This window comes from Mesorhizobium sp. M0001, assembly GCF_040324255.1.
Lineage (GTDB): Bacteria > Pseudomonadota > Alphaproteobacteria > Rhizobiales > Rhizobiaceae > Mesorhizobium.
In genome coordinates, this window is the sequence record NZ_JAMYVS010000001.1 from 419080 (window position 1) to 443234 (window position 24155).

At 63.8% G+C, this 24155-nt stretch carries 20 protein-coding genes and 2 pseudogenes; 10 read left to right on the top strand and 12 right to left on the bottom strand.

What is annotated here, in order from left to right; translation table 11 throughout:
* The first annotated feature begins 119 nt into the window (after positions 1-119).
* From NKK50_RS01950 to NKK50_RS01970, 5 genes are all read left to right on the top strand, one after another.
* The gene (locus NKK50_RS01950; RefSeq protein ID WP_023833898.1) at positions 120-1151 is read left to right on the top strand and encodes a Gfo/Idh/MocA family protein; all 1032 of its coding nucleotides are present in this window, start codon (positions 120-122) and stop codon (positions 1149-1151) included.
* Complete coding sequence (locus NKK50_RS01955; RefSeq protein WP_352543050.1) at positions 1151-2086, top strand: sugar phosphate isomerase/epimerase family protein; 936 nt, start codon at positions 1151-1153, stop codon at positions 2084-2086. The genes NKK50_RS01950 and NKK50_RS01955 overlap by 1 nt, the downstream gene beginning before the upstream one ends.
* A gap of 87 nt (positions 2087-2173) precedes the next feature.
* Complete coding sequence (locus NKK50_RS01960; RefSeq protein ID WP_023699592.1) at positions 2174-3187, top strand: substrate-binding domain-containing protein; 1014 nt, start codon at positions 2174-2176, stop codon at positions 3185-3187.
* 86 nt (positions 3188-3273) lie between these two features.
* Complete coding sequence (locus NKK50_RS01965) at positions 3274-4071, top strand: ATP-binding cassette domain-containing protein (protein ID WP_023668308.1); 798 nt, start codon at positions 3274-3276, stop codon at positions 4069-4071.
* On the top strand, positions 4068-5108 hold the full coding sequence (locus NKK50_RS01970) for an ABC transporter permease (protein WP_023833896.1): 1041 nt from the start codon (positions 4068-4070) through the stop codon (positions 5106-5108). The genes NKK50_RS01965 and NKK50_RS01970 overlap by 4 nt, the downstream gene beginning before the upstream one ends.
* Before the next feature lie 318 nt (positions 5109-5426).
* Here the strand turns inward: NKK50_RS01970 and NKK50_RS01975 are convergent.
* The 3 genes and pseudogenes from NKK50_RS01975 to NKK50_RS01985 all read right to left on the bottom strand — a co-directional run.
* Positions 5427-7148 (bottom strand): annotated as a pseudogene (locus NKK50_RS01975) (ATP-dependent helicase); the annotation flags it as partial.
* Between the two features lie 111 nt (positions 7149-7259).
* Positions 7260-8253 (bottom strand): annotated as a pseudogene (locus tag NKK50_RS01980) (ATP-dependent helicase); the annotation flags it as partial.
* Positions 8254-8333: 80 nt separating this feature from the next.
* The gene (locus NKK50_RS01985; protein ID WP_023833895.1) at positions 8334-9167 is read right to left on the bottom strand and encodes a DUF2059 domain-containing protein; all 834 of its coding nucleotides are present in this window, start codon (positions 9165-9167) and stop codon (positions 8334-8336) included.
* Positions 9168-9412: 245 nt separating this feature from the next.
* Here NKK50_RS01985 and NKK50_RS01990 point away from each other — a divergent pair, with 245 nt between their 5' ends.
* Complete coding sequence (locus NKK50_RS01990; protein WP_196814976.1) at positions 9413-11752, top strand: glucose/quinate/shikimate family membrane-bound PQQ-dependent dehydrogenase; 2340 nt, start codon at positions 9413-9415, stop codon at positions 11750-11752.
* Between the two features lie 116 nt (positions 11753-11868).
* On the opposite strand, the gene NKK50_RS01995 is transcribed toward NKK50_RS01990, so the two are convergent.
* Positions 11869-12381: a hypothetical protein gene (locus NKK50_RS01995; RefSeq protein WP_155922556.1), complete on the bottom strand. Its 513-nt coding sequence runs from the start codon at positions 12379-12381 to the stop codon at positions 11869-11871.
* A 135-nt stretch (positions 12382-12516) separates the two neighbouring features.
* On the opposite strand from NKK50_RS01995, the gene NKK50_RS02000 reads away from it, so the two are divergent.
* A complete protein-coding gene (locus NKK50_RS02000) occupies positions 12517-13422 on the top strand; it encodes a dienelactone hydrolase family protein (protein WP_023833893.1) in 906 nt (301 codons plus the stop codon).
* 3 nt (positions 13423-13425) lie between these two features.
* Here NKK50_RS02000 and NKK50_RS02005 read toward each other — a convergent pair whose 3' ends face one another.
* From NKK50_RS02005 to NKK50_RS02020, 4 genes are all read right to left on the bottom strand, one after another.
* On the bottom strand, positions 13426-13875 hold the full coding sequence (locus NKK50_RS02005; protein ID WP_023668313.1) for a response regulator: 450 nt from the start codon (positions 13873-13875) through the stop codon (positions 13426-13428).
* Complete coding sequence (locus tag NKK50_RS02010; RefSeq protein WP_023668314.1) at positions 13872-15020, bottom strand: histidine kinase dimerization/phosphoacceptor domain -containing protein; 1149 nt, start codon at positions 15018-15020, stop codon at positions 13872-13874. Before NKK50_RS02010 ends, NKK50_RS02005 begins: the two co-directional genes overlap by 4 nt.
* Before the next feature lie 260 nt (positions 15021-15280).
* Positions 15281-15478 (bottom strand): hypothetical protein, encoded by a 198-nt coding sequence (locus NKK50_RS02015; RefSeq protein WP_013531006.1) that lies wholly within the window; start codon positions 15476-15478, stop codon positions 15281-15283.
* Positions 15479-15624: 146 nt separating this feature from the next.
* Positions 15625-16110, bottom strand: a complete 486-nt coding sequence (locus tag NKK50_RS02020; protein WP_023712460.1) for a thioesterase family protein — start codon at positions 16108-16110, stop codon at positions 15625-15627.
* A 223-nt stretch (positions 16111-16333) separates the two neighbouring features.
* Between NKK50_RS02020 and NKK50_RS02025 the strand changes: the two genes are divergently transcribed.
* From NKK50_RS02025 to NKK50_RS02035, 3 genes are all read left to right on the top strand, one after another.
* Positions 16334-17743, top strand: a complete 1410-nt coding sequence (locus tag NKK50_RS02025; RefSeq protein ID WP_352543051.1) for an FAD-binding oxidoreductase — start codon at positions 16334-16336, stop codon at positions 17741-17743.
* Positions 17744-17763: 20 nt separating this feature from the next.
* A complete protein-coding gene (locus NKK50_RS02030) occupies positions 17764-18243 on the top strand; it encodes a hypothetical protein (protein WP_023833892.1) in 480 nt (159 codons plus the stop codon).
* A gap of 157 nt (positions 18244-18400) precedes the next feature.
* Positions 18401-22339, top strand: a complete 3939-nt coding sequence (locus tag NKK50_RS02035) for an AsmA family protein (RefSeq protein ID WP_023833891.1) — start codon at positions 18401-18403, stop codon at positions 22337-22339.
* A gap of 7 nt (positions 22340-22346) precedes the next feature.
* Here NKK50_RS02035 and NKK50_RS02040 read toward each other — a convergent pair whose 3' ends face one another.
* The 4 genes from NKK50_RS02040 to NKK50_RS02055 all read right to left on the bottom strand — a co-directional run bounded on the left by NKK50_RS02040 (position 22347) and on the right by NKK50_RS02055 (position 24148).
* Positions 22347-22568: a ribbon-helix-helix domain-containing protein gene (locus NKK50_RS02040; RefSeq protein WP_023668319.1), complete on the bottom strand. Its 222-nt coding sequence runs from the start codon at positions 22566-22568 to the stop codon at positions 22347-22349.
* A gap of 13 nt (positions 22569-22581) precedes the next feature.
* Positions 22582-22776 (bottom strand): DUF4169 family protein, encoded by a 195-nt coding sequence (locus NKK50_RS02045; RefSeq protein ID WP_023699586.1) that lies wholly within the window; start codon positions 22774-22776, stop codon positions 22582-22584.
* 18 nt (positions 22777-22794) lie between these two features.
* The gene (locus NKK50_RS02050; RefSeq protein ID WP_023744627.1) at positions 22795-23334 is read right to left on the bottom strand and encodes an SspB family protein; all 540 of its coding nucleotides are present in this window, start codon (positions 23332-23334) and stop codon (positions 22795-22797) included.
* A 130-nt stretch (positions 23335-23464) separates the two neighbouring features.
* Positions 23465-24148, bottom strand: coding sequence for a TetR/AcrR family transcriptional regulator (locus NKK50_RS02055; RefSeq protein WP_023668320.1), 684 nt, complete (start codon positions 24146-24148; stop codon positions 23465-23467).
* Positions 24149-24155: the final 7 nt, after the last annotated feature.

Genomic DNA, 24155 nt, shown 5'->3' on the forward strand with positions numbered 1-24155 from the left:
GCCGATTGACATTCTACGCCATCGGGTGTGTTCTCGTAAACGTTTACGGAGAAACGTTTACGGTGATGCCGGAAATGCCGTGACATTCGGTCTGGAGGACCGGACGGGAGGAATGCTGGATGATGAATGCCGTCCTCGTCGGCTGTGGTGCGATGAGCAAGGCCTGGCTCGATGCCGCGAGGCAGATCGACGGGCTGGCCATTGTCGGCTTGGTCGATCTCGACGCCGAACGGGCGAAGGCGAGGGCGCGCGAATACGGGCTTGACGGCGCCGTCATCGGCACCAGCTTGGATGCGGTGCTCGACCAGACCAGGCCGGACGCGGTGTTCGATGTCGTGGTTCCCGCCGCCCGGCGCGACGTCGCCTTTGCCGCCTTTGCCCATAATTGCCATCTGCTGACGGAAAAGCCGCTGGCCGATACTCCGGAAAATGCCCGCGCCATCGTCGATGCGGCACGTAACGCGGGGCGTATCCATGCGGTCGTGCAGAACCGCCGCTACGTCGCCAATGTCCGGCGCATCAGGCGCTTTCTCGACTCCGGCGCCATCGGCAAGCCAACCAGCATCCATGCCGATTTCTTCGTCGCGCCGCATTTCGGCGGCTTCCGCGAGGAGATGGCGCATGTGCTCTTGCTCGACATGGCGATCCATACTTTCGACGCCGCCCGCTACATGGTCGGCGGCGATCCCGCCGGCGTCTTTTGCCAGGAATGGGAGCCGGCGAATTCCTGGTACCGGCAGGGATCGTCGGCCAGCGCTATCTTCGATCTCGGCGGCGGCAAGGTGTTCACCTATGCAGGCTCTTGGTGCGCGGCGGGCTTCCGCACCAGCTGGGAGAGCACGTGGCGCATCGTCGCCGAGCACGGCAGCCTGGTCTGGGACGGCGAGGACGGACTGAAGGCCGAGGTTGTGTTGTCGGTCCGCGACGGCCTGTTCGACCTGACCCAGCCCATCACAGTACCGCCGCTCGATTCCGCCGACCGCGTCGGCGGTCATCTCGGCATCATCAAGGATTTCATCCACGCCATCGAGACCGGCAGCGAGCCGGAAACGCGTGGCAGCGACAACATCAAAAGCCTGGCCATGGTTTTTGGCGCCATCGAAAGCGCCGAGACCGGACGGCGCGTCGCAATCACACAGGAAGCATCATGATGCCAAACCCGCTTCTCGACATCCGGATCGGCACCATGGTGCGGGCCAATCTCGAAGACCCGGCCGCCTACATCAAAGAGATTCTGCCGCTCGGCTTCGAGAGCATCCAGCCCTTCTTCTGGCAGACGCTGGGCGGCAAGGATTTGGCGCGGCTCGCCGGTGAGATTGGCGAGGCGATCGGCGATGCCGATGTCGCCGTGTCGTCGATCGGCGTGTTCGGCAATCCGCTGGAGGATGGCGAGGTCGATCGCGGCGTGCTCGCGGCCTGGGAAACCGTCATCGACAATGCGCATCTGTTCGGCGCTTCGATCGTCAGCGGCTTCACCGGACGTCTGCGTGGCAAGAAGCTGACAGACAGCCTGCCGCGCTTCCGTGAGGTTTGGGGTCCGCTGGCCAGGCGCGCCGCAGACAAGGGCGTGCGCATTGCCTTCGAAAATTGCGCCATGGATGGCAACTGGGCGGCCGGCGACTGGAACATCGCCCACAATCCCGATGCCTGGGAGTTGATGTTCAACGAATTGCCCGACGACAATCTCGGCCTCGAATGGGAGCCCTGCCACCAGCTTGTCTACCTCATCGACCCGATGCCGCAGATCCGCAAATGGGCGCCGCGCATTTTCCATGTCCACGGCAAGGACGCGACGGTGCGCTGGGATGTGATCCGCGAGCACGGCGTGTTCGGCAAGCTGCCCTTCGTGCAGATGCGCACGCCCGGGTTTGGCGACAGCGACTGGACGCGGGTGATCAGCGAATTGCGGCTGGCCGGTTACAAGGGCGCCATCGACATCGAGGGCTGGCACGACCCGGTCTATCGCGGCGACCTCGAAATCACAGGCCAGGTGCGCGGGCTGGAATACCTCAAGCAATGCCGGGGAGGAGCGACCTACCTGCCGAACCCCGGCGTGACCGAGGGCCGGTGGGAGGAGCCGGCCTGACAGATTGCCAAGCACTGCCGACAAGCACTGCCGACAGGCGAACGACGAAACCCCTCGGCTCACCGAGGACAAAAGGGAGGAACGTGCATGAGCATCGCAATGAGAACGACACTTCTGCGCTCGACCGTCGTGGCCGCCGCCACGGCGCTGTGCGCTGCCATCTCCACTCTGCCGGCGCAGGCGCTCGACGCCCAGTGGTGCAAGGATGTCCACATCCGCTTTTTCGTCGGCGGCGCCGAGGGCGACGCTTTCGGCACCATCGTCTACAATGGCGCCAAGCAGGCGGCGTCCGATCTCGGGCCGAAGGTCGACTACATCTTCTCGCAGTGGGACGTCGAGAAGATGGTGCAGCAATTGCGTGAGGCCGTCGCCGTGAAGCCAAACGGCATTGCCATGATGGGCCATCCGGGCGACGCCGCGATCATGCCGCTGGCCGAACAGGCGCATAAGGACGGCATCAAGATGATGTACCAGAACGTGCCGGTGCCGAAGGTGGTGGACGCGTTCGGCGGCGGCTATGTCGGCGCCCAGCAGGAGCAGCAGGGCCGCGCGCTCGGCACTGAGGCGTTCAAGCTCGGGAAGCTCAAGTCCGGCGACAAGGCAATCATGATCGGTCCGTTCGAGAACGAGGCCCGCGGCGCGCGCGAGCGCGGCACGGTGGCAGCACTCAAGGAAGCCGGCGTCGAGGTCATCCAGCTGTCGTCGCCGCCGAGCGGCGAATGGGCGTCCGACCCCAATCTGGCGATACCGGTGATCACCGCGGCCCTGCTCAACAATCCCGACGTCAAGGCGGTCGGCTATCCCGGCGGCCAGATGCTGGGCAACGTCGCCACCTACATGCAGGCGGCAGGACGCAAGCCCGGCGACATCTTCAACTTCGGCTTCGATACCAGCCCGCAGATCGTCGAGGCGTTCAAGGGCGGCTGGGTGCAGCTGACGGCTGATCAGCAGCCGTTTCTGCAAGGCTATCTGCCGATCCTCAGCCTTTGCCAGCAGGTGGTGCTGGGCCTGGCGCCGATGAATGTCGACACCGGGGCGGGCTTCGTCACGCCGCAGAATTACGAGATCGTCGCCGAGCTCGCCAAGCAGGCGCTGCGCTGACCTCCCAAACTGCCGGCTGGGCGCAAGCCCGGCCGGCAGGACCGCCGGCACCAGGCCGGGATGATACCACAGGAGCGAGGATCGCCATGGCCGAACGCATCATCGAACTGCGCGACATCAGCAAATCCTATGGCCAGGTCTATGCGCTGGGCGGGGTCAATCTCTCGGTCGACCGCGGCGAGGTGGTTGGCCTGATCGGCGACAATGGCGCCGGCAAATCGACGCTGATCAAGATCCTGTCCGGCGTCGTCAAGCCGACCAGCGGCGAGATCCTGGTGCGCGGCAAGCCGGTGACCGGCTGGAGTGCGGCACGCTCGCGCGACGCCGGCATCGAGACGGTCTTCCAGGATCGGGCGCTGGCCGTGCAGCAGACCATTGTGCGCAACATCTTCATGGGCCGCGAACTCACCGGCTTCATGGGCTTTCTGAAGGTCAATAAAGAGATAGAGGAGGCGAGCCGGCTGATGCGCGAGATCGGCTTCACCTCGAAGGTGTTCACGCCGCACTCGATCGTCGGCCAGCTCTCGGGCGGCGAGCGCCAGGGCGTGGCGATCGCGCGCGCCATCTACAAGCAGGCCGAGCTGATCATCCTTGACGAGCCGACGACGGCGCTGTCGCTGACCGAGACCGCCAAGGTCTTCCATTTCGTGCGCCAGGTGCGGGCGAGCGGCCGTTCGATCCTGTTCATCGGCCACAACATCCACCATGTCTTCGACATCGCCGACCGCTTCGTGGTGATTGACCGCGGCAAGGTGGCGCTGACCGCCGATCGCACCGAGGTCAAGTCGGCCGAAGAGCTGATCAATTTCATGGAAGACGTTGCGCATCCCGGAGGATTGCCGGGGCTGCACGAGGCCGGCGACGCGGAGAGGGCAGCACGATGAGCAAGACCATGGAACCCGATCTGCAGAGCCCGCTCGGCGGCAAGGCGGCCCGGCCTGAGTGGAAGCACCCGTCCGACCATTGGCTGCGCGGTTTCGTCATCGACAACCGCGCAGCGCTCGGCACGCTCGCCGTGTTCATCATCATGATGGCGGCGTTCCTGATCGCCAACCCGACCGTGTTCACCACCTGGTATCTCTACAGATCCGTGCTGACCACGCTGCCGGTTGCCCTGTTCGTGGTGGTGCCGCTGGTCTTCGTCGTCACCTGCGGCGAGATCGACCTGTCGTTTCCCGCAACCATGGGCTTTGCCTCCTGGGTGTTCGCGCTGGTGGTGCAGGCCGGCTACGATCCGTTTCTCGGCATCGCAGCGGCGATTCTCACCGGCACGCTGCTCGGCTTTCTCGTCGGATCCCTGGTCGTTTATGGGGGGCTGTCGTCGCTGATCGCCACCCTCGGCATGAATTTCCTGCTGCGGGGACTGATCCAGATCATCAACGAGGGCAGATCGACGGCATTGACCGGTCTCAGCGACAGCTGGGCGTACACCATCTTCTCCGGTCAGGTGTGGGGTTTTCCGGTACAGGTCTTATGGGCACTCGCCTTCGTCATTTTTTCGGCAATGCTCTACAACCGGCACCGCTTCGGCGCGCAGGTGAGGGTCGTCGGCGACAACCCCGACAGCGCCCGGCAAATGGGCATCGACGTCAAGCGTGTGCGGGTGAAAGTGTTCATCTTCACCGGCATCGGGGCCGCGATCGCCGGCACGTTTTCGGTGATGATCAACTTCACCTGGTGGCCGACCGCGGGCGACGGCTATCTCTTGCCGGTGCTGGCTTCGGTGTTCGTCGGCGGCACGCCGACCTGGGGCGGCATCGGTACGGTTGCCGGTGGAGCGATCGGCGCGGTCACCGTGTCGTTCATCCAGACCGGCGTCGTGGCGGCGGGCCTGAGCGGCTTCTACGTCCAGTTCTTCAACGGGCTGATCATCATCCTGTCGCTGCTGGGGCACAAGTGGAACCAGGCGCGGTACAGGTGAGGGGCGGGCTAAATTGACGGGGACGCTCATGTTGCGGACCGCATGCCCCGACGACTGGGCAGACGCCCGTCGCTTCGTCATTCTAAGGCGGAGCAGGAGCGAAGCTCCGTCGCGTAGACCCTGGAATCCATTCCGCGACCTTGGCGTGCAGCTGCGCAGGATTCCGCACCGTGGCAACGCGTTGAAGACGCGGGATGGATCCTCGGGTCTACGCTGCGTCGCTACGCTCCTTGCTCCGCCCGTGGATGACGAGGCGGGGAGGGCTCCGCCAGACTACAACAATGTGGTCGCTTGTAGGACAACAGGACAAGCGGGCGCTCACACCGCCGCCACAAACCCGTCCAGCACGCGTTTCTGGCCGGCCTTGTCGAAGTCGATGGTCAGCTTGTTGCCTTCGATGTTGGAGATGTTGCCGTTGCCGAATTTCTGGTGGAAGACGCGGTCGCCGACGCTGAAGGGCGACGGCGTGTCGGCGACGGATTTGGCGACCAGTTCGCCGTCAATGGTGCGGCCTTTGACGCTGGTTCGGCCGGCGCCGTAGCCGGAGTCGGTCTCGCCATAGCCGATGCGCTCGACCTGGTGGCCGGAGCGCGAGCCCCAGTTGCGGTCGGTCGCCTCGGTGCGGTTGGCCTGCGCGCGCTGCCAGCCGGGCGTCGCATAGGTGTTGGAGAAGGCGCCGGATTTTTCCGCGCCGACATTGTCGAAGCGCGAGGCGCCGTAGGGGTTCTGCCGCCCTGCGCCCTGGCCGCCACGGCCCGACGCGAACGAACCGCCGCCATAGGAATTGCCGTAGCCGCCATAGGAGTTGCCGCTTTCGGCGACCTCGACATGGGCTTCCGGCAGTTCGTCCAGAAAGCGCGACGGGATGGTCGACTGCCACAGGCCGTGGATGCGGCGGTTGGAGACGAACCACAGATGCAGGTTCTTCTTGGCCCGGGTCAGGCCGACATAGGCGAGACGGCGCTCTTCCTCCAGGCCGGAGCGGCCGCCTTCGTCCAGCGCGCGCTGATGCGGGAACAGGCCTTCCTCCCAGCCGGGGAGAAAAACCGTCTCGAATTCGAGGCCCTTGGCCGAATGCAGGGTCATGATGTTGACGGCATCCAACTCGGCATTCTGCTCGGCGTCCATGACCAGCGCGACATGCTCGAGGAAGGAGCGCAGCGATTCGTACTCCTCCATCGAGCGGATCAGCTCTTTCAAGTTTTCCAGCCGGCCCGGCGCCTCGACCGAACGGTCGTTCTTCCACATGTCGGTGTAGCCGCTCTCCTCCAGAATGGTCTCGGCGAGCTCGGTGTGCGGCGTGGTTTCCAGCGCCTTCTGCCAGCGCTCGAAATTGGCCGCCACTTCGCGCAAGGCCGCGCGCGGTTTCGGCTTCAGCTCGTCGCTTTCCGCAAGCTTGGCGGCTGCCTCCAGCATCGGGATGCGCAAGCTCCGCGCCGTGTCGTGGATCTGGCGGATGGTGGCTTCACCCAGGCCGCGCTTGGGGACATTGACGATGCGCTCGAAGGCGAGGTCGTCGGCGCCCTGCGCGACGACGCGGAAGAAGGCCAGCGCATCGCGGATTTCCATGCGCTCATAAAAACGCGGGCCGCCGATGACGCGGTAATTGAGGCCGAGCGTGACGAAGCGGTCTTCGAATTCGCGCATCTGGAAGGAGGCGCGGACCAGGATGGCCATGTCGTTCAGCTTGTGCTTGGCACGCTGGTAGGTCTCGATGGTTTCGCCGACGGCGCGGGCTTCCTCCTCGGAATCCCAAGCGGCGTGAACATGCACCTTCTCGTCGTCCTCGGCGACCTTCTCGGTGAACAGCGTCTTGCCGAAGCGACCCTCATTGTGGGCGATGAGGTGCGAGGCGGTGCCGAGGATGTGCGCCGTCGAGCGGTAGTTGCGTTCCAGCCGGATGATGGTGGCGCCCGGGAAATCCTTGTCGAAGCGCAGGATGTTGTCGACCTCGGCGCCACGCCAGCCATAGATCGATTGGTCGTCGTCGCCGACGCAGCAAATGTTGACTTTGTTTTCGCTCACGGGCCGTTCCGCGCCTGCCGGCTCAGGCCCTCCGCCCCCTCTTTTTTGCGCGCCTTCGGCGTCGCGGGAGTCGCCTCGCAACGGCTCGGACGCCTGGTCGGGCTTGCGGCCCTCGGCCGATCGCACTTTACCCTCCCCTGGATGGGGAGGGTCGCCGCGAAGCGGGGGGGAGGGGTGACTGGCGCCGGCGCTGCCGCGCCCCCCCCCCCCCCCGCCGCCCCCCGCCCCCCCCCCCCCCCCCCCCGGCCCCGGTCCGCGGCGCGACCTCCCCCATCGAGGGGGAGGTAGGTCTTTGCGCCAGCAGCCGCAGCCACATGTATTGCGCGGTGTTGGTGTCCTGGTACTCGTCGACGAGGATGTATTTGAAGCGCTTGTGGTAGTCCTTCAGCACGTCCGGATTGGCGCGGAAGATGCGGATCGGGTGGCAGAGCAGATCGCCGAAGTCGCAGGCGTTCAGCGTCTTCAGCCGCTCCTGATAGGCCTTGTAGAGTTCCCGGCCCTTGCCGTTGGCGAAGCTGCGCGCGTCGCCCTCGGCAATGTCGGCGGGGCCTTGGCCCTTGTTCTTCCAGCCGTCGATCATCTGCGCGAACTGCTTGGCCGGCCAGCGCTTGTCGTCGAGGCCTTCGGCCTGGATCAGCTGCTTGATCAGCCGTACGACGTCGTCGGTGTCGAGGATGGTGAAATCGGATTTGAGCCCGGCCAGCTCGGCGTGGCGGCGCAAGAGCTTGACGCCGATGGAGTGGAAGGTGCCGAGCCACGGCATGCCCTCGACGGCTTCGCCGACGAGATGGCCGATGCGCTGCTTCATCTCGCGCGCGGCCTTGTTGGTGAAGGTCACCGCCAGGATCTGCGAGGGGAAAGCCCTGCCGGTGGCCAGGATATGGGCGATGCGGGTGGTCAGCACGCGGGTCTTGCCGGTGCCGGCGCCGGCCAGCACCAGGACCGGGCCTTCGGTGGTTTCCACCGCCAGCCGCTGCTCGGGGTTGAGGCCGTTGAGATAATCGGGCGCGCTGTTGGGGCCGCTGCGGGCCGCCATGGCGCGCGCGGCTATGCCCGACGGGGCCGCGGGCCGCGCATTGGGTTCGTCAAAAAAGGGCATGTCTTCCGCAAAGCCGGACATCTCCCCCGAATGTAGTGATTCGGGAGCGAAAGACCAGAAGTGTCTACGTTTTGTTCTGCTAAAGTGCCCGATACTGCGGCTCAGGCCTTTCGGTAACCGAGCGCGACGAACAATCGATGTCCGAACGAGCGCGCTTCCTCTGTCATCACCATGCCAAAGGCCGTCAGCATCTGGTCGTAATAGCGGCTGCCCGCGGGTGACGCCAGGAATGTCGAGTACAGTCTGAGATCGCCGAGCGGGAGATCCCGGTACGTATAAGCGCTACCCTGCATGGCATTCTGTTCGATGTTCTGGCGAATTTTCACGGATTGCTGACGCACCAGCACCATGATCTGTTCGTCCGACAGAGGCTTTCCGGCTGCGCCCAGCATCCCCGTAACCATCGCGTAGCTCATGTTCAGCGCTATCGCCTCGCCGGTGTCGACAGCGCTGATATCGTCGATGATCTTGCGGTACAATTCGAGCCGGGCTGGATCCTTGGTCGGAAGCTCGGCGAGGATTTGCTTGCCCTCTGTCTTCTTGCTTTGCCTGCCTTCCGGGCCAGACGACTGGATTTCCAAAGCGGTGACGTGCTTGCCCAACGGGGAAGCGTAAAACGCTGCGAGGTCGGACAGATCGGTGGCCGACAGCCTGTCCGCCATCCGCGATTCGATGGCAGTCTCCATTTTGACTGCGTCGAAGGCGCCTTCCAGCGCGACCGACAAGGCGTCCTGGAAATTTGCCGGTAACGGTTCGGGTATGGATTTCGTGGCTGCGGCGATGCCGGGACCGATGCCCATCAGCATCTCGTGAAAGCCGTTTGCCTTATTGATCTCGCTAAGCGTCTGTGCCGGCGCGGCCACTGTGCCGGCCGTGAGCGCGACGAAGCTACAGAGGACAAGGACTACTCGCGTCAGAGGCGAGGCGAATGACATCACTCTGGTTGCTCCTGATGATTGGTCGAAAGCAGACTGCTGGAAAACCCGGATGCCGGCAAGGCGGGATTGCCACCTTGGCGTGTGGCCTCGAAAAACGCGCTGTTACGCAAGAGAGCCTGCGGCATGGCCTTTTGGTTTCGCCATGGATCGCTCCCCGGCGGCTTGACAGGCACGGCGGTCGGGAGAAGGTTGTACCGCCGGGGGCAGGATTGGCATACCTTTGCCCACGGCCGCGTCGCGGAATGCGCATCAGTCGAAGGAGTATCGTCTTGGCTGTCGTCATCACCTCCCTCATCCTGTTCCTCATCGGCCTCGCACTTGGCGGCGGCGGCGTCTGGCTCGTGATGCTGGGCGGCAGCTGGTACTATGTCATCACCGGTCTCGCCTTCCTGATCGCCGCATGGCTGCTCTTCCGGCGCAAATCGACGGCGCTCTGGCTCTACGCGGCGATCGTGCTCGGCACGCTGGCCTGGGCGGTGTGGGAAATCGGCTTCGACTGGTGGGAACTCGGACCGCGCGGCGGCATCATCGTGCTTCTGGCGCTGTGGCTGCTGACGCCATGGGCAAGACGGGGCCTGACCGGCCCCGACGCGCGCGCGCCGCTCATTCTGGCCGTGCTGGCTTCGCTCGCCGTCGCCGGTTATTCGATGACGGCCGATCCCAAGGACATCGCCGGCGACCTCAGCGCCGACAAGGTGACGCCGACTGCCGATCTCGGCGGCAATGTGCCTCCGGGCGAATGGCATTTCTACGGCCGTACGCAATTTGGCCAGCGCTATTCGCCGCTCGACCAGATCACGCCCGACAATGTCGCCAAATTGCAGCCGGCCTGGACCTACCAGACCGGCGACGTGAAAGGGCCGGACGATGTCGGCGAAACCACCTACCAGGTGACGCCGCTGAAGGTGGGCGACTCGCTCTATATCTGCACGCCGCACAATTTCGCCATCGCCATCGATGCCGCCACCGGCAAGGAGAAATGGCGTTTCGATCCCAAGATCAAGCTCGACAAGGACCGCCAGCACCAGACCTGCCGCGGCGTGTCCTATTATGCCGATGCCAAGATCGCCGCCGGCCAGCCTTGCGCGACGCGCGTCTATCTGCCGACCTCGGATGCGCGGCTGATCGCGCTCGACGCCGCCAACGGCCAGGTCTGCCCGTCCTTCGCAGAGGCCGGCACGCTCAATCTGTTGACCAACATGCCGTATCCGAAGTCGGGCTATTATTACTCGACCTCGGCGCCGCTGATTGCCGGCGGCAAGATCATCATCGGCGGCGCGGTCAACGACAATTATTCGACGCAAGAGCCGTCCGGCGTCATCCGGGCCTTCGACGTCGACACCGGCGCCCTGGTGTGGAACTGGGATTCCGGCAATCCGGACCAGACAACGCCGCTGGCGGCAGGCCAGACCTACACCCACAACTCGCCCAACATGTGGTCGACGGCAAGCGCCGACGAGAAGCTCGGCCTGCTCTATGTGCCGCTCGGCAACCAGACGCCGGACCAGCTCGGGATGGGCCGCAGCGCCAATGTCGAGAAGTTTTCCTCCTCGATCACCGCGCTCGATCTGGCCACCGGACAAGTGCGCTGGGTGCGGCAGACCGTGCATCACGACCTCTGGGACATGGATGTGCCGGCACAGCCGACCCTGGTCGACATCACCACCGCTGCCGGCGTCGTTCCGGGCCTGGTTGGACCGACCAAGCAGGGCGACCTCTACGTGCTCGACCGGCGCAGCGGCGAGCCGATCATCCCGATCAAGGAAGTGCCGGCGCCGGGCGGCGCTGTCGAGGGCGATCACACGTCGCCGACGCAGCCGGTCTCGGATCTCTCCTTCAATCCGAGGCCGCTGACCGGCGCCGACATGTGGGGCATCACCATGTTCGACCAGCTGGCCTGCCGGATCGAATTCCAGGGTCTGCGCTACGAGGGCCGCTATACCCCGCCATCGGTGCAGGGCTCGCTGGTCTATCCCGGTAATTTCGGCACCTTCAACTGGGGCGGCGTCGCCGTCGATCCGGTGCGGCAGGTGATGTTCGGCATGCCGACCTATCTGGCGTTCAAATCGCAGCTCATTCCGCGCGACCAGGTGCCGCCCCCGGATGAGGGGCGCGGCAGCGAGCAGGGGCTGAACCGCAATGAGGGCGCACCCTATGCGGTGGTGATGGGGCCGTTCCTGTCGCCGCTCGGCGTGCCCTGCCAGGCGCCGCCATGGGGCTATGTGGCGGGAGCGGACCTCAGAACCGGCAAGATCGCCTACAAGCACCGCAACGGCACCGTCTATGACATGACGCCGTTGCCCTTGCCGCTGAAGGTCGGTGTTCCCGGCATTGGCGGGCCGATGATCACCGCCGGCGGCGTCGTCTTCCTGGGCGCGGCGGTCGACGACTATCTGCGCGCCTATGACCTGACATCGGGCAAGCAGCTCTGGCAGGCCAGGCTGCCGGCCGGTGGGCAGTCGACGCCGATGACCTACACCGTCGCCGACGGCCGCCAGTTCTTGGTCATCGTCGCCGGCGGCCACGGCTCGGTCGGCACCAAGCCGGGCGACTATGTGATGGCCTATACGCTGCCGAAGTAGCAGCGATGCGACTTAGGTAGGTGATCGGCCCGGCAGATATTCTGGCAATGTCGCGCCGCCCCTCATCTGCCTGCCGGCATCTTCTCCCCGTATAGTGACGGGGAGAAGGGGCAGCTTCAGCGTTGGCGCCCTTTCCTGCAACGCTGGCGATTGGCGAAATCATCGATGACGGCATCCTTCTCCCCGTCACTATACGGGGAGAAGTGCCCGGCAGGGCGATGAGGGGCAGCAGCAGCCTTGGTCAGCTTGCGTAAGAGATGGCCTTTGAGGCTGGGCACGGAGCCCAGTACTTCATTGGTTAGCTGCGGCCCTGTTTCGGCCTGCTGGATCAGCGTGGTGACGGCCGACGCCGGTCGACGCGGACATTCACCATCCGAGCGGCGGCTGCGGCAGCAGCGGAGCGCATTGCCAGCAAGGCAGCAACAGCAAGCACGAGCGCGCTTGCAAGGATCGGAGTAGACAAGGTCATGGCGTTGTTCCTTCTCGTCGGGCTCGCCGCTACGAGCGAGACCATCATCAGCTTCCTTCCATATTGTGGCGGCACCATCGACATTCTCTGAAATGACCAAAATGTGATGGGCGCGTTCCGCGGGGCCGCCGCATCGTTCGATGGCGCAAGCGTCACCCATCCGAGACTGGACCGTGCGAGCTTGCACCCTATCTTGATCCGCGAGTCATCCCGGAGTGACCGCGAGGTCATCCCGGAGTGACCATGAGGTCATCCCGGAGTGACCGTGAGATCATCTCCTAACGAGGAGCACGCCATGACGAAACCCACCGCCGAAGCCGTCAAACCTGCCAAACCTGCCATCACCCAGGCGATGATCGATGCCTATGACGAATACACGCATCTGACGCTCGACCGCCGCCGCTTCATGGAACAGCTGACCAGGCTTGCCGGATCGGGCGCGGCGGCGGCCGCGATCGCGCCGCTGCTTGCGGCGAATTCGGCGCAGGCGGCAATCGTCGCCGACAACGATCCGCGCGTGAAGGCTGAAGATATCACCTATTCCGGCAGCAGCGGTGAGATGCAGGGCTATCTGGTCAGGCCGGCGGACCAGTCCGGCAAGCTCGGCACCGTCATCGTGGTGCATGAGAACAGGGGGCTCAACCCGCATATCAAGGATGTGGCGCGGCGCGTTGCGCTGGAGGGGTTCGTGGCGCTGGCGCCGGATTTCCTGTCGCCGCTCGGCGGCACGCCCGCCGACGAGGACAAGGCGCGCGACATGTTCACCAAGCTCGACGCCAGCCAGGTCACCGCCGATGGTGTGGCGACCATCGCCTATCTCAAGGGCGAGAAGGACGGCAACGGCAAGGTCGGTGCTGTCGGCTTCTGCTGGGGCGGCGGCACGGTCAACAATCTGGCGGTCAACGCGCCCGATCTCGCCGCCGGCGTCGCCTACTACGGCATGCAGCCGAAGGCCGAGTATGTGGCGAAGATCAGGGCGGCGCTGTTGCTGCACTATGCCGGCCTAGACGAGCGCATCGACGCCGGCATCGATGCCTACAAGAAGGCGCTCGACGCCGCCCATGTCGAATACACCGTCTATGTCTATGACGGCGTCAACCATGCCTTCAACAACGACACCTCGGCCGCGCGCTATGACAAGAAGGCAGCCGATCTCGCCTGGGGACGGACGATCGCTTTCCTCAAGGAGAAGCTGGTGTAAGCTTCAGGCCGCCGACGACGCCCATACGCTTTCATAGGCCGGCGACAGCGTAAAACCGGCCGGCAGCACCGAGACCGGGGGCGGGCGCCGCACGCCCTCCTGCAGATAGCGCAACGCCGACACCAGTCCGTTCATCGTGTAGGGCTTGGCGATGACGCCGATCGCGCCGGCGAAATGGTCGGGGATGCGTTTTGGATTGGCGGTCATGAACACCACCATGGAACGGTTACCCTCGCGGATATGCTCGGCAACCTCGACCCCGGTTGGTCCGTCGGCGAGGTGGATATCGACAAAGGCAATATCGGCATCGGCGGTATCAATCATACCTCTTGCTTCGGCCAACGATGTCGCCCAACCCACAACGCTGTGGCCGGCTTCCTCGACGAGGCTTTCCAGTTCCATCGCCAGCAACGCCTCATCCTCGACGATCAGGACCTTGAGCGGTTCGTTCATGACAGCTTCCCTTTCTGCTGCGGTTCGTTCGGCATCGAGATGACGACCTTTGTGCCCGGGCCGGCGTCGCGCCATTCGATGTCGGCATGCAACTGACGGGCAAGCGACTTGATCAGCCGCATGCCGAAAGAAGCATCGCCACTGGCCTCGGCCATGCCGACGCCGTCATCGGAAACCTCGATGTTGAAGTGGCCGTCGGGCTGGCTCATCTTGATGCCGATGCGCCCCGCGGTGGTGCCGTCCGGCTTTTCCTTGAAGGCATGCTTCAGCGCGTTGGTGACAAGCTCATTGACCATCAAGGCAACAGGCGTGGCTTTTTCGGCCGGAATGACGATGGGTTCGAGGTCCAGCGTCGGCTTGATCTCGGCGCGTCCGGATGCGGTCAGCAGGTCGGTGACCAGATCCCTGGCGAAATCTGAGACATCGAAGCGGCTGACATCCTTTGACTGGTAGAGACGGCGATGCACCGTGCTCAGCGCCTCGATGCGCTCCAGCATGGTGGTCAGCGATCGCTTTGTCGCTTCATCCTTGATTGCCCGGCTTTGCATGATGATCAGCGAGGAGATCATCTGCAGGTTGTTTTTCACCCGATGGTCGACCTCGTGCAGCAGCGTGGTCTGCGCCTCAAGGGCGGCCTCAAGCTCGCGCGTGCGTTCCTTGACAGCCTTTTCAAAGCGGTTCTTGTCGGCGGTGATGCGATCCTCGGAGCGCTTGCGATCGGAGACATCGAGCTGTGAGGCAAAGAAGAACAGGAGTTCGCCTTTGTCGTTGGAAACCGGGCTGATGTAGAGCGCATTCCAGAATGTCGAGCCGTCCTTACGGTAGTTCAACAGATCGATGGCGATATCGGTTCCCGCTGCTATCGCGTCGCGCACGCTAGCCACAGCTGCCTTGTCTGTCTCTGGCCCCTGCAGGAAGCGGCAGTTCTTGCCCATGACCTCGTCGCGCTCGTAGCCGGTCAGGCGCAGGAACGCGTCATTGGCAAAGACGATCGGATTGTCCGCCTGACGGGGATCGGTGATGACCATCGACATGCGGGTGGCGCGGATGGCGGCCGCGAACGGATCGCCCTTGCCGTGCTCGGCATGCAGATTGTCCGTCATGTGCCATGCGTCGGCCGGTTCCCTGGTCCTTTTCCAGTCCATGCTTTCACTCCAAGCCGTTTTTCAGGGGTCACAACGGCTTAGACGTGGAATTGGTTCAATCTTGATCTTCTTGTCGCAGGCAGCCGTTTGCGAAACCGAATCGCCGGTTGCGCAAACTGTCGAAATGAACGGTTTTTGAAGGTTGTCGGATGTAGTCGATTCGCTGAAAGCAGGGCTGGCGCCGACCTATAGAAATGATCAGGTCGCAATGGTCCGTGGCGGCGCTCGCCGGTGGCGGCTTTCTCAGAGCAGGGGAAACGTCAGGCGTGGCCACGCTTCATGCGCGCCTGCTTCAGGATGGCGCGCCAGCGGATCATGTCGAAGGGGATAGGCTCGTTGTTGTTGGCGATGTGGAAGATCTCGTTGTTGACGTTCTTCAACGAGCGCCAGAAATCATAGTCGGTGATGCGCGGATCGGCAGCCAGCCTGTCCACCTCGACCTTGATGTCGGTTTTCATGCACGTTCCTCGAACCGCCTGTTGCCCGCCGCCCGCATCGCAACTCGCATGGCACCGTTCTCAAACGGTCCGCTGAGTCGTTCAATGGCTCAAATGGCTTGTTCACGTTAAAACCTTGGTAAGGTTAACGCGGGCGCAGCAGCGCTTCAAGCGGTCCTGCGGCGAATACCGATCGAACGGCCGGCGCGTTCGGGCATCGGCAGTGCAGAGTGGGCGGCGCGCATCGCTTCCACCTTGGCCTGCACGTCGGCGGGGAAGGGCGCGACTTTCGGCCCGGACATGTCGACATGCAGCGACAGGGTTTCGGAAGTGGCGGCGAGCCAGCCATCGACATGGCGGATTTCCTGGTAGGCCCGCAGCCGCTTGTCGTCGTGATCGATCAGCTGGAAGGATACGACGACCTTGTGTTCGAGGTGCAGTTCCTGGACATAGCAAACATGGACTTCGGCCGTGTAGATGGTCAGGCGCCGCTCTTTGACATAGTCCAGCCCCATGCCCATCGCCTCGAACGCCTCATCCGAGCAGCGGTCGAACAACACGTTGTAATAGGCCATGTTGAGATGGCCGTTGTAGTCGATCCAGTCCTTCTCGATGTCCATCGGTTTGGAAACGAAGGGGGCAGGGATGGGCATGGAAACTTCCTTGTTCTGGTGCTGGACCGAGTTCAGGTGCTGGACAGGGCGTGGCCGCTGAGACTAGAGCGGTTCACCGTCTCGCGGAAACGGTGAACCGCTTTAGTTTTTGTTTTGACGCAATCCCGGACGGAAAACCGCTTCACACTTTTCCTGGAATTGCGTCATGTGCATCCATAATCGCATAACAAGCATGGACGCTGGTCCATTCGCGGAGGAATTCATGGCTCTGAGCGACCTCAATCCGGTCGAACGCAACGAGGAAGGCATTGCGGCGGTGCTCGGCATCCTCAAGCAGCAGTTCGGCGAACGCTTCCAGACCGGCGCGGCGATCCGCTCGCAGCATGCGCACACCACCACCTATATTCCGACGCAGGCGCCTGACGGTGTCGCGCTCCCGGAGACGACAGAAGAGGTGCAAGAGATCGTACGTGCCTGCGCCGCGCACCGCGTGCCGGTCATCGCCTTCGGCGTCGGTTCCTCGCTGGAGGGCCACACCAACGCGCCGGGTGGCGGCATCTCGGTCGACACCTCGCGCATGAACCGCATCCTGTCGGTCAACCCCGAGGATCTCGACTGCATGGTCGAGCCTGGCGTAACGCGCGAGGATTTGAATCGGCACCTGCGCGATACCGGCCTGTTCTTCCCCATCGATCCCGGCGCCAATGCTTCGCTCGGCGGCATGGCGGCAACGCGGGCCTCCGGCACCAATGCGGTGCGCTACGGCACGATGCGTGAAAACGTGCTGTCGCTGACGGCCGTCATGGCCGATGGCGAGACGGTGACGACCGGCAAGCGGGCGAAAAAGAGTTCGGCCGGCTACGATCTGACGCGGCTTCTGGTCGGCTCGGAAGGCACGCTCGGCATCATCACCTCGCTGACCTTGAAGCTGCAAGGCATTCCGCAGGCGATCTCCGGCGGCGTCTGCCCGTTTCCAAACCTCGAGGCGGCCTGCAACGCGGTCATCGCGACCATCCAGATGGGCATTCCGGTGGCGCGCATCGAACTGGTGAATGGACTGCAGATGCGGGCGATGAAGAATTACTCGAAGCTCGATTACCCCGAGAGCCCGTGCCTGTTCGTCGAGTTCCACGGCAGCGATGCCGGTGTCGCCGAACAGGCCGAAACCTTCGGTGCCATTGCTGAAGACAATGGCGGCGGGCCATTCCTGTGGACGAGCGTCGCCGAGGAGCGCACGAAACTCTGGAAGGCCAGGCACGATGCTTATTGGGCGTCGCTGACGCTGCGGCCGGGCACCAAGGGCCTGTCGACCGATGTCTGCGTGCCGATCTCGCGGCTGGCCGAATGCGTTGCCGAAACCGAGGCCGACATTGCCGAGATGGGCCTGGTTGCGCCGATCGTCGGCCATGCCGGCGACGGCAATTTCCATGTGCTGGTGCTGATGGATGTCAACGACCCCAAAGAGATCGCGCTAGCGGAGAAATTCGTCTCGCGGCTGAACATGCGGGCGATCGCCATGGACGGCACCTGCACCGGCGAACACGGCATCGGCCAGGGCAAGATCGGCTTCCTGCGCCATGAGCTCGGCCATGCTGTCGACATCATGCGCTCCATAAAAAAAGCGCTCGACCCGCAAGACATCATGAACCCAGGCAAGATATTACCTGCATAGCCGAAATGTGAGGAGCGGCAATGGATACTCTGATTATAAGGGCATCGCTTGGCAAGACACTGTTACTGCTGTCGGCCAGCCTCTTCTTTGTCCTGGCCTGCGCTTTCCTGATTTATGTCTCCGAGGACGGCGACACCGCCGGCCTTTGGTGGTGCGTGGCCTTTTTCGGGCTGGTCGCGTTGGTGTTTGCCTGGCAGCTTGTGCGGCCGCAGATTCTGGTGCTGAACGGACAAGGTTTCAGTCTCGGCGGAGGCCTTGTTCGATCGCCCAAGCTGGTCCCCTGGAAGGATATCGAAAGCTTCTTCGTCGTCCATCGCCGGCGCAGGATAGGCGATATGATCGGGTACAATTTCGCACCGGGGGTCAAGAAAAGCTCCGTCATGGGCAGCGTGACCAAAAGCCTGGGCGCCGAAGCCGCATTACCCCAGGGCTGGACATTGTCCCCCGAGGAGATGGTGGTGCTGCTGAACGAATATCACCGACGGGCCATGGCAGGATAGTCTCTTACGCACAGGCCGGACCGCGGTCAAAGGCGTCCAAAAATCTCTGCTCTTCCAGATACATCAGAGATCAAGCAACTCTGGATGAATTGCCTCTTTATCGACACGCTGATGCGGGTAGAGTGCGGCTGACTTTCAATCAACCCGTTCGGAGCTGATGCTCGCACGCCTGTTCGTGATCTTCGGTGGCTTGTTTGTGCTGGTGCTGGTAGCGGCGCTGGTGGTGCCGTATTTTGTCGATTGGACCGGGTACCGCGCCCAATTCGAGCGCGAGGCGAGCGCCATTCTCGGCCGCAAGGTGACGGTGCAAGGCGACGCCACGGCGCGGCTGTTGCCGTTCCCCTCGGTGACCTTCTCAAACGTCACGGTCGCCGGCGGCCCCGGCGGCCAGCCGGCAATGACCGTCGAGACCTTTTCGATGGACGCGGAACTGGCGCCGTTCCTGCGTGGCGAAGTGCTGATTTTCGACATGCGGCTGGTGCATCCGAAGGCGACGATCGACATCGCCGATAACGGCACGGTCGACTGGGCGATACGGCCGTCCTCGCCCTTCGATCTCAACCAGATCTCGATCGAGAAGCTCACGGTGACGGAGGGAGAAATTGCGCTCCGCCATGCCGCAGGCGGGCGCAGCCATCTGATTTCCGAGATCAATTCGACCATCTCTGCCAAGTCGCTGGCCGGGCCGTGGCGCATGGACGGAACGTTGCTGCTCGACGGACTGCGTTCGACGGTTGCGGCTTCGACCGGCAAGGCCGAAGGCAGCGGCCAGATGCGGCTGAGGCTCAAGGTCGATCCCGATGCCTATCCACTGGTCATCGAAACCGACGGCAATGCCGGCATCGTCAATGGGGCTGCCGTCTATTCCGGCCAGTTCAAGATTTCCGGCAACGACAAAAACAGCGCCGAACTGCGCGGCGGCGATGGCGAGAGCGTCAAAATCAGCGCCGGCAAACCCGATCCGGGGTTCAGGCTGAACGGCAAGTTCTCGCTCGACCACCAGAAGCTTGGCGTCGACGAATTCCGCTTCGAGACCGGGCCGCTCGACAATCCCTACACAGCCGACGGCAAGGCTTCGGTCGATCTCGGCCTTAGGCCGAACTTCGCCATCGAGGCCAATGGCGCGCAGGTGCAACTGGACGAGGCGGTGGGCGCTGAGAAGGGCGCCGGCCTGACGCTGGACCAGCGCATTGCCGGGATCGAGCAGGCGCTGCTCGAACTGCCGAAGCCGAGCATCCCCGGCACTGTCGAGGTCAAGCTGCCGGCGGTGGTGGCCGGCGACACCACGGTGCGCGACGTGCATCTCTCGGCCGAGCCGGTCGAGGGCGGCTGGTCGGTGAAATCGCTGGCCGCGACCTTGCCCGGGCGCACGACGCTGGAAGCCAGCGGCATGCTCAGCGTCGAAGATCATTTCCGTTTCAGCGGCTCCATGCTGCTGGCGGTGGCGCAGCCTTCCGGCTTTGCTGCCTGGTTGTCGAAAGATGTCGACGAGGCGATCCGCCGGCTGCCGGCCGCCGGCTTCAAGGCCAAGGTGGACCTGTCGGAGAAGCGCCAGGCGTTCAGCGATCTCGAACTGATCCTCGGCAAGTCGAAGTTCACCGGCCGCATCGATTCCAACCAGCCCGACGCCGCCAAGTCCTCGGTGCTGATGCGGCTCGCGGGCGGCGAACTCGATGTCGACGGGCTGACGGCCTTCGCCTCGATCTTCGTCAGCGACAAGGGCGCCAACCGCTTTTCCGACCGTGACCTCGATTTTCAGATCAAGGCAGGGCCGGTCAATGCCGGCGGGCTCACCGCCGACACGGTCGACACAGCGCTCCGGCTCCGCGACGGGCTGCTCGAAATCGACCGGCTGTCGATTGGCGGCCTTGCCGGCGCCTCGATCAGCGCCACCGGCCGGATCAAGGATTTTCCGGCAAGCCCGACCGGCAAGCTCGATGCCTCGGTGGTCGCCGTCGATCTGAAGCCGCTGATCGACATTGCCGCGCAACATTATCCCGACAATCAGGTGCTGAAGGGGCTGGCTGGCCGCACGGCCGCCTATCCTGAACTGTTCCAGGACGCGCGCGTCGATCTGGTGGCGAGCGCCGCCGACAATGGCGACGGCACGACCGGGCTGGCGGTGAGCGGACAAGGCAAGGCCGGCGGTTCGGCCTTTTCGGCGTCGCTGTCGGGCAAGGGTGCCGTCGGCCAGTTGCTCGACGCGCCGGTGACGCTGACCTTCAACGCCAAAAATCCCGACGCCACCGTGCTGCTGGCGCTCTACGGCCTGCCGGCGCTGCCGCTCGGCATGCTCGGCCAGGCAAGCACCGATATTTCGGCCAAAGGCACGTTTGGCGGCGGCCTGGCGACGAGCTTCAATTTCGCCGCCGACGACTTCAGGGCGACGTTCGACGGCACCGTTGCTCAGACACCGCAAGGCGCCACCGCCAAGGGCAAGATCGGCCTCGACGCCTCCGACATCGAGCCCTGGCTGATGACGACCGGCGCCGGCCTGCCGGGAATGGGAACGGGCACCTCGACCTCGCTCAGCGCGGATGCCGATTTCGGCAATGGCCTGCTGGTGTTGAGCGGTCTCAGCGGATCCATCAACGAGTCGGAGATTTCGGGCGACGTCAACATCGATGCGAAGCAGGGGCTGCCGCATTTTGCCGGTGCGCTGGCGCTCGACGAACTGGACCTCGACCCGATTGCGGTTGCGCTGTTCGGTGACCAGTCGTTCCTCAGCAGCAACGCGAACTGGCCGACGGCGCCATTCAGCCAGAAATCCAGCCTGCCGTTCAGCGCCGATCTCGACCTGACGACGGCGACGCTTGCCGCCGGACCGCTGGCGACAGCCTATGATGCGTCGCTGTCGTTGAAACTGGACCAGGAAGGCATCCGCGTTTCGGACCTGAAGGCAAAACTGCTCGGCGGCGCGCTCACCGGATTGTTCGAGTTGAAGAACACAGACGGCACGGGGCTGTTCTCCGGCCAGATGAGGCTTGCCGGCGCTGACCTGGCGACTGTGCTGCCGGCTGCCGGATTGAGTGGCAACGGCGATTTCTCGACAGGGCTGTCGACCAGCGGCAAATCGGTCGACGCGATGATTGCCGCACTCTCCGGCTCGGGCACGGCGGCGCTGAAAGGCCTCACCATTGCCGGCGTCAATCCCGATGCCTTCGGCGCGTTGATTGCCAAGGCCGATGCGATCGGGCGCGACATCGACGTGGCCAAGACCGCGGGCTTTGCACCTGAGATCGCTGGCGACGGCAGCTTTGCTGCCGGCGATGCCGACATCGCCTTCACGGTCGCCGGCGGCACGTTGCGGGCACCACCGATCAAATTCGAAAACCAGGCGGCGACGCTTTCTGCCGACATCACGGCCGACCTCAACAACGGCACCGTCGCCACCAAGGGCGCTGTCACCTACAAGCCTGGCGACGAGGCGCTGATCGGCTCCGATCCGACGGTCAATTTCAGCGTCGATGGGCCGTTCGGGGCGCTGAAGAAGCAGTTCGACAGCGAGCCGCTGGCGCAATTTTTGACCCAGCGCGCGCTGGAAAAGGAGCAGCAGCGGGTCGAGGCGATGCAGGCCGCACTGCTCGAGAAGCAGCGGCTGCGGCGCGAGGTGCGCTACTACGCCGCCCTGCAGACCGAGCGCGACAAGGCCGCCGAGGAATTGCGCAAGCAGGAGGAAGCGGCACGGCTCAAAGCCGAGGCCGACGCCAAGGCGAAGGCACAGGCCGATGCGAAGGCACAGGCCGAAGCGGATGCGAAGGCCAAGGCGGATGCCGAAGCAAAGGCCAATGCCGATGCGAAAGCGCAGGCAGAGGCTGACGCAAAGGCCAAGGCAGATGCGGACGCGAAAGCCCAGGCCGAAGAGCAGGCTGCCGAAGACGCCGCCAAGGCCGAGGACGAACGGAAGAAGGCCGAACAGGCTCGGATCGCTTCGCAGGAAAAAGCCAGGCTGGAGGCCGAGCGCAAGGCTCAGGAGCAGGCGCCGAAGGTCGACCGCTCACTTCCCGGCGTCAATGACGGTTCGGCCCCGGCGCCGCCGAAGCCCAGGACAAATCCGTTCTCCGTCGACAATCTGCTGAAGTCGCTGGGCAATTAAGAACCATTCAGACCGCGCCGCGCTTGGCCCAGTCCAGCACATGAAGCCTGAGCGCCGAGGACAGGTTCGCATCTCGCGGTCTTGTCTCGTCGATCTCCGCGACCAGGGCAGCAAGGGTCAGCTTGCGCGCGGCGGCGATGGCGACGAGATCGTCATAAAAGGGTTTTTCGAGGGAATAGCTGGTGCGATGGCCGCGGATGGTCACGGAGCGTTTTTCGACCGGGCTCACCGCAGGCGGTCCATCAATCGCCCTGGTCTTCCGGGCGTTCGCGGCGGTGGCCGGCGACGAATTTTTCGGCCTTGTCCAATGTCAGCCGGTCACGAGTTCTTTCGGCTTTGGAACGGCCGTGCAGAGCGCGGTTCTCGCCGGCGAGCTTTTCCTTTTCGGTGCGCGCCTTCTGCTTGCGGACCTGGCGAAGGTTGACGATTTCGCCCATGTCGCGCCGTCCGTCCCGCTATTTCTTGCGGAAGGCGTCGAGCGACACGACGTCGGCGCCCTTGCCGGCATCGGCCACGGCGGGCTTTTTCTCCGCCTCAGTGGCAGCTGCCTTCTTCTCGGCCTTCGGCTTTTTCTCGGAGACGATAGGCAAGGGCTCGGGAGCCGGCTGGGCGGCTGCATCGTCTTCCGCCGGGACGTCGGTCTTGACGTCGAATTCGAGTTCGAAATTGACCGATGGGTCGTAGAAGCCGCGTACGGCCGAGAACGGGATTTCCAGCTTCTCCGGCACGTCGGAGAAGGACAGCCCGACCTCGAAGCCGGTATCGGTCACCTTGAGGTCCCAATACTGGAACTGGATGACGATGGTCATCTGTTCGGGATAGCGCTCGCGCAACCTGGAGGACACCCGCACGCCCGGCGCGCCGGTCAGGAATGTGATGAAGAAATGATGATTGCCGGGAAGGCCGGTGCGCGCGACTTCGGCCAGGACCTTGCGCATCACGCCGCGCAATGCCTCCTGGGCCAGAATGTCGTAGCGGATGTGGTCGTCGGCCATGTGCTGGTCGGGTTCCGTTGAATCGTCCGCATAGCTGTAATCAAGCTTGAGCGCGGCGTAAACCGGATATAGATCGCTGATGCGCCGAAGCGAAGCCCGTAACGGACGATTTGATCGCCGGCTTTGACGTTCAGGCGCTGGCCAGCTGTTTTTCCACCGCTGCCGCTGATCTGCGCTTGCCGAAGGCGCGCAGGAATGTGCGCACGCCGTGGGTGGCGGATTGCAACACTTCGTCTTCCGACGGCATGCCGCCTAGCATGAAGGTGGTCTGCAGTTCGGCGTTGGCTAGCGCCAGGAACTGGCGTGCGGCGACATCGGGATCGTCGACCGCGAGATGGCCGGCATGGGCGAGGCGGGCAAAACGGGCGGCAAGTGCGGGCCAGGTCCGGCCCGGCCCTTGGTCGCGCCATTCTGCGAAGAGCTCGGGATAGCGCTCGCCTTCGGTCTGGATCAGCTTGCGCAGGAAGCGTCCGTCGCGGTTGCAGATGCAGTTCTGATTCATGCGCACGGCAAAGCCGATCAGGTCGGCTTCCAGATCCTTCGGCTGGTCTGGGAAAGAGGCGAAGGTGGCGAAGATGCCGGCATTGCAGCGCTCCGTCAGATCGCGCACCACAGCCATGAAGAGCTTTTCCTTGTCGCGGTGGTGATTGTAGATGGTCTGGCGCGACACGCCGGCCTCCACCGCGATCAGGTCGATATTGGCGCCGGCAAAGCCTTCCCGGCAGAAGACCGAAGCCGCCGCATCGATGATCGACATACGCTTGGCCTCGTGGCCGCGTGGCGGGAAAATGTCAGGAGAAACGGCAAGCTTCATAGAAATC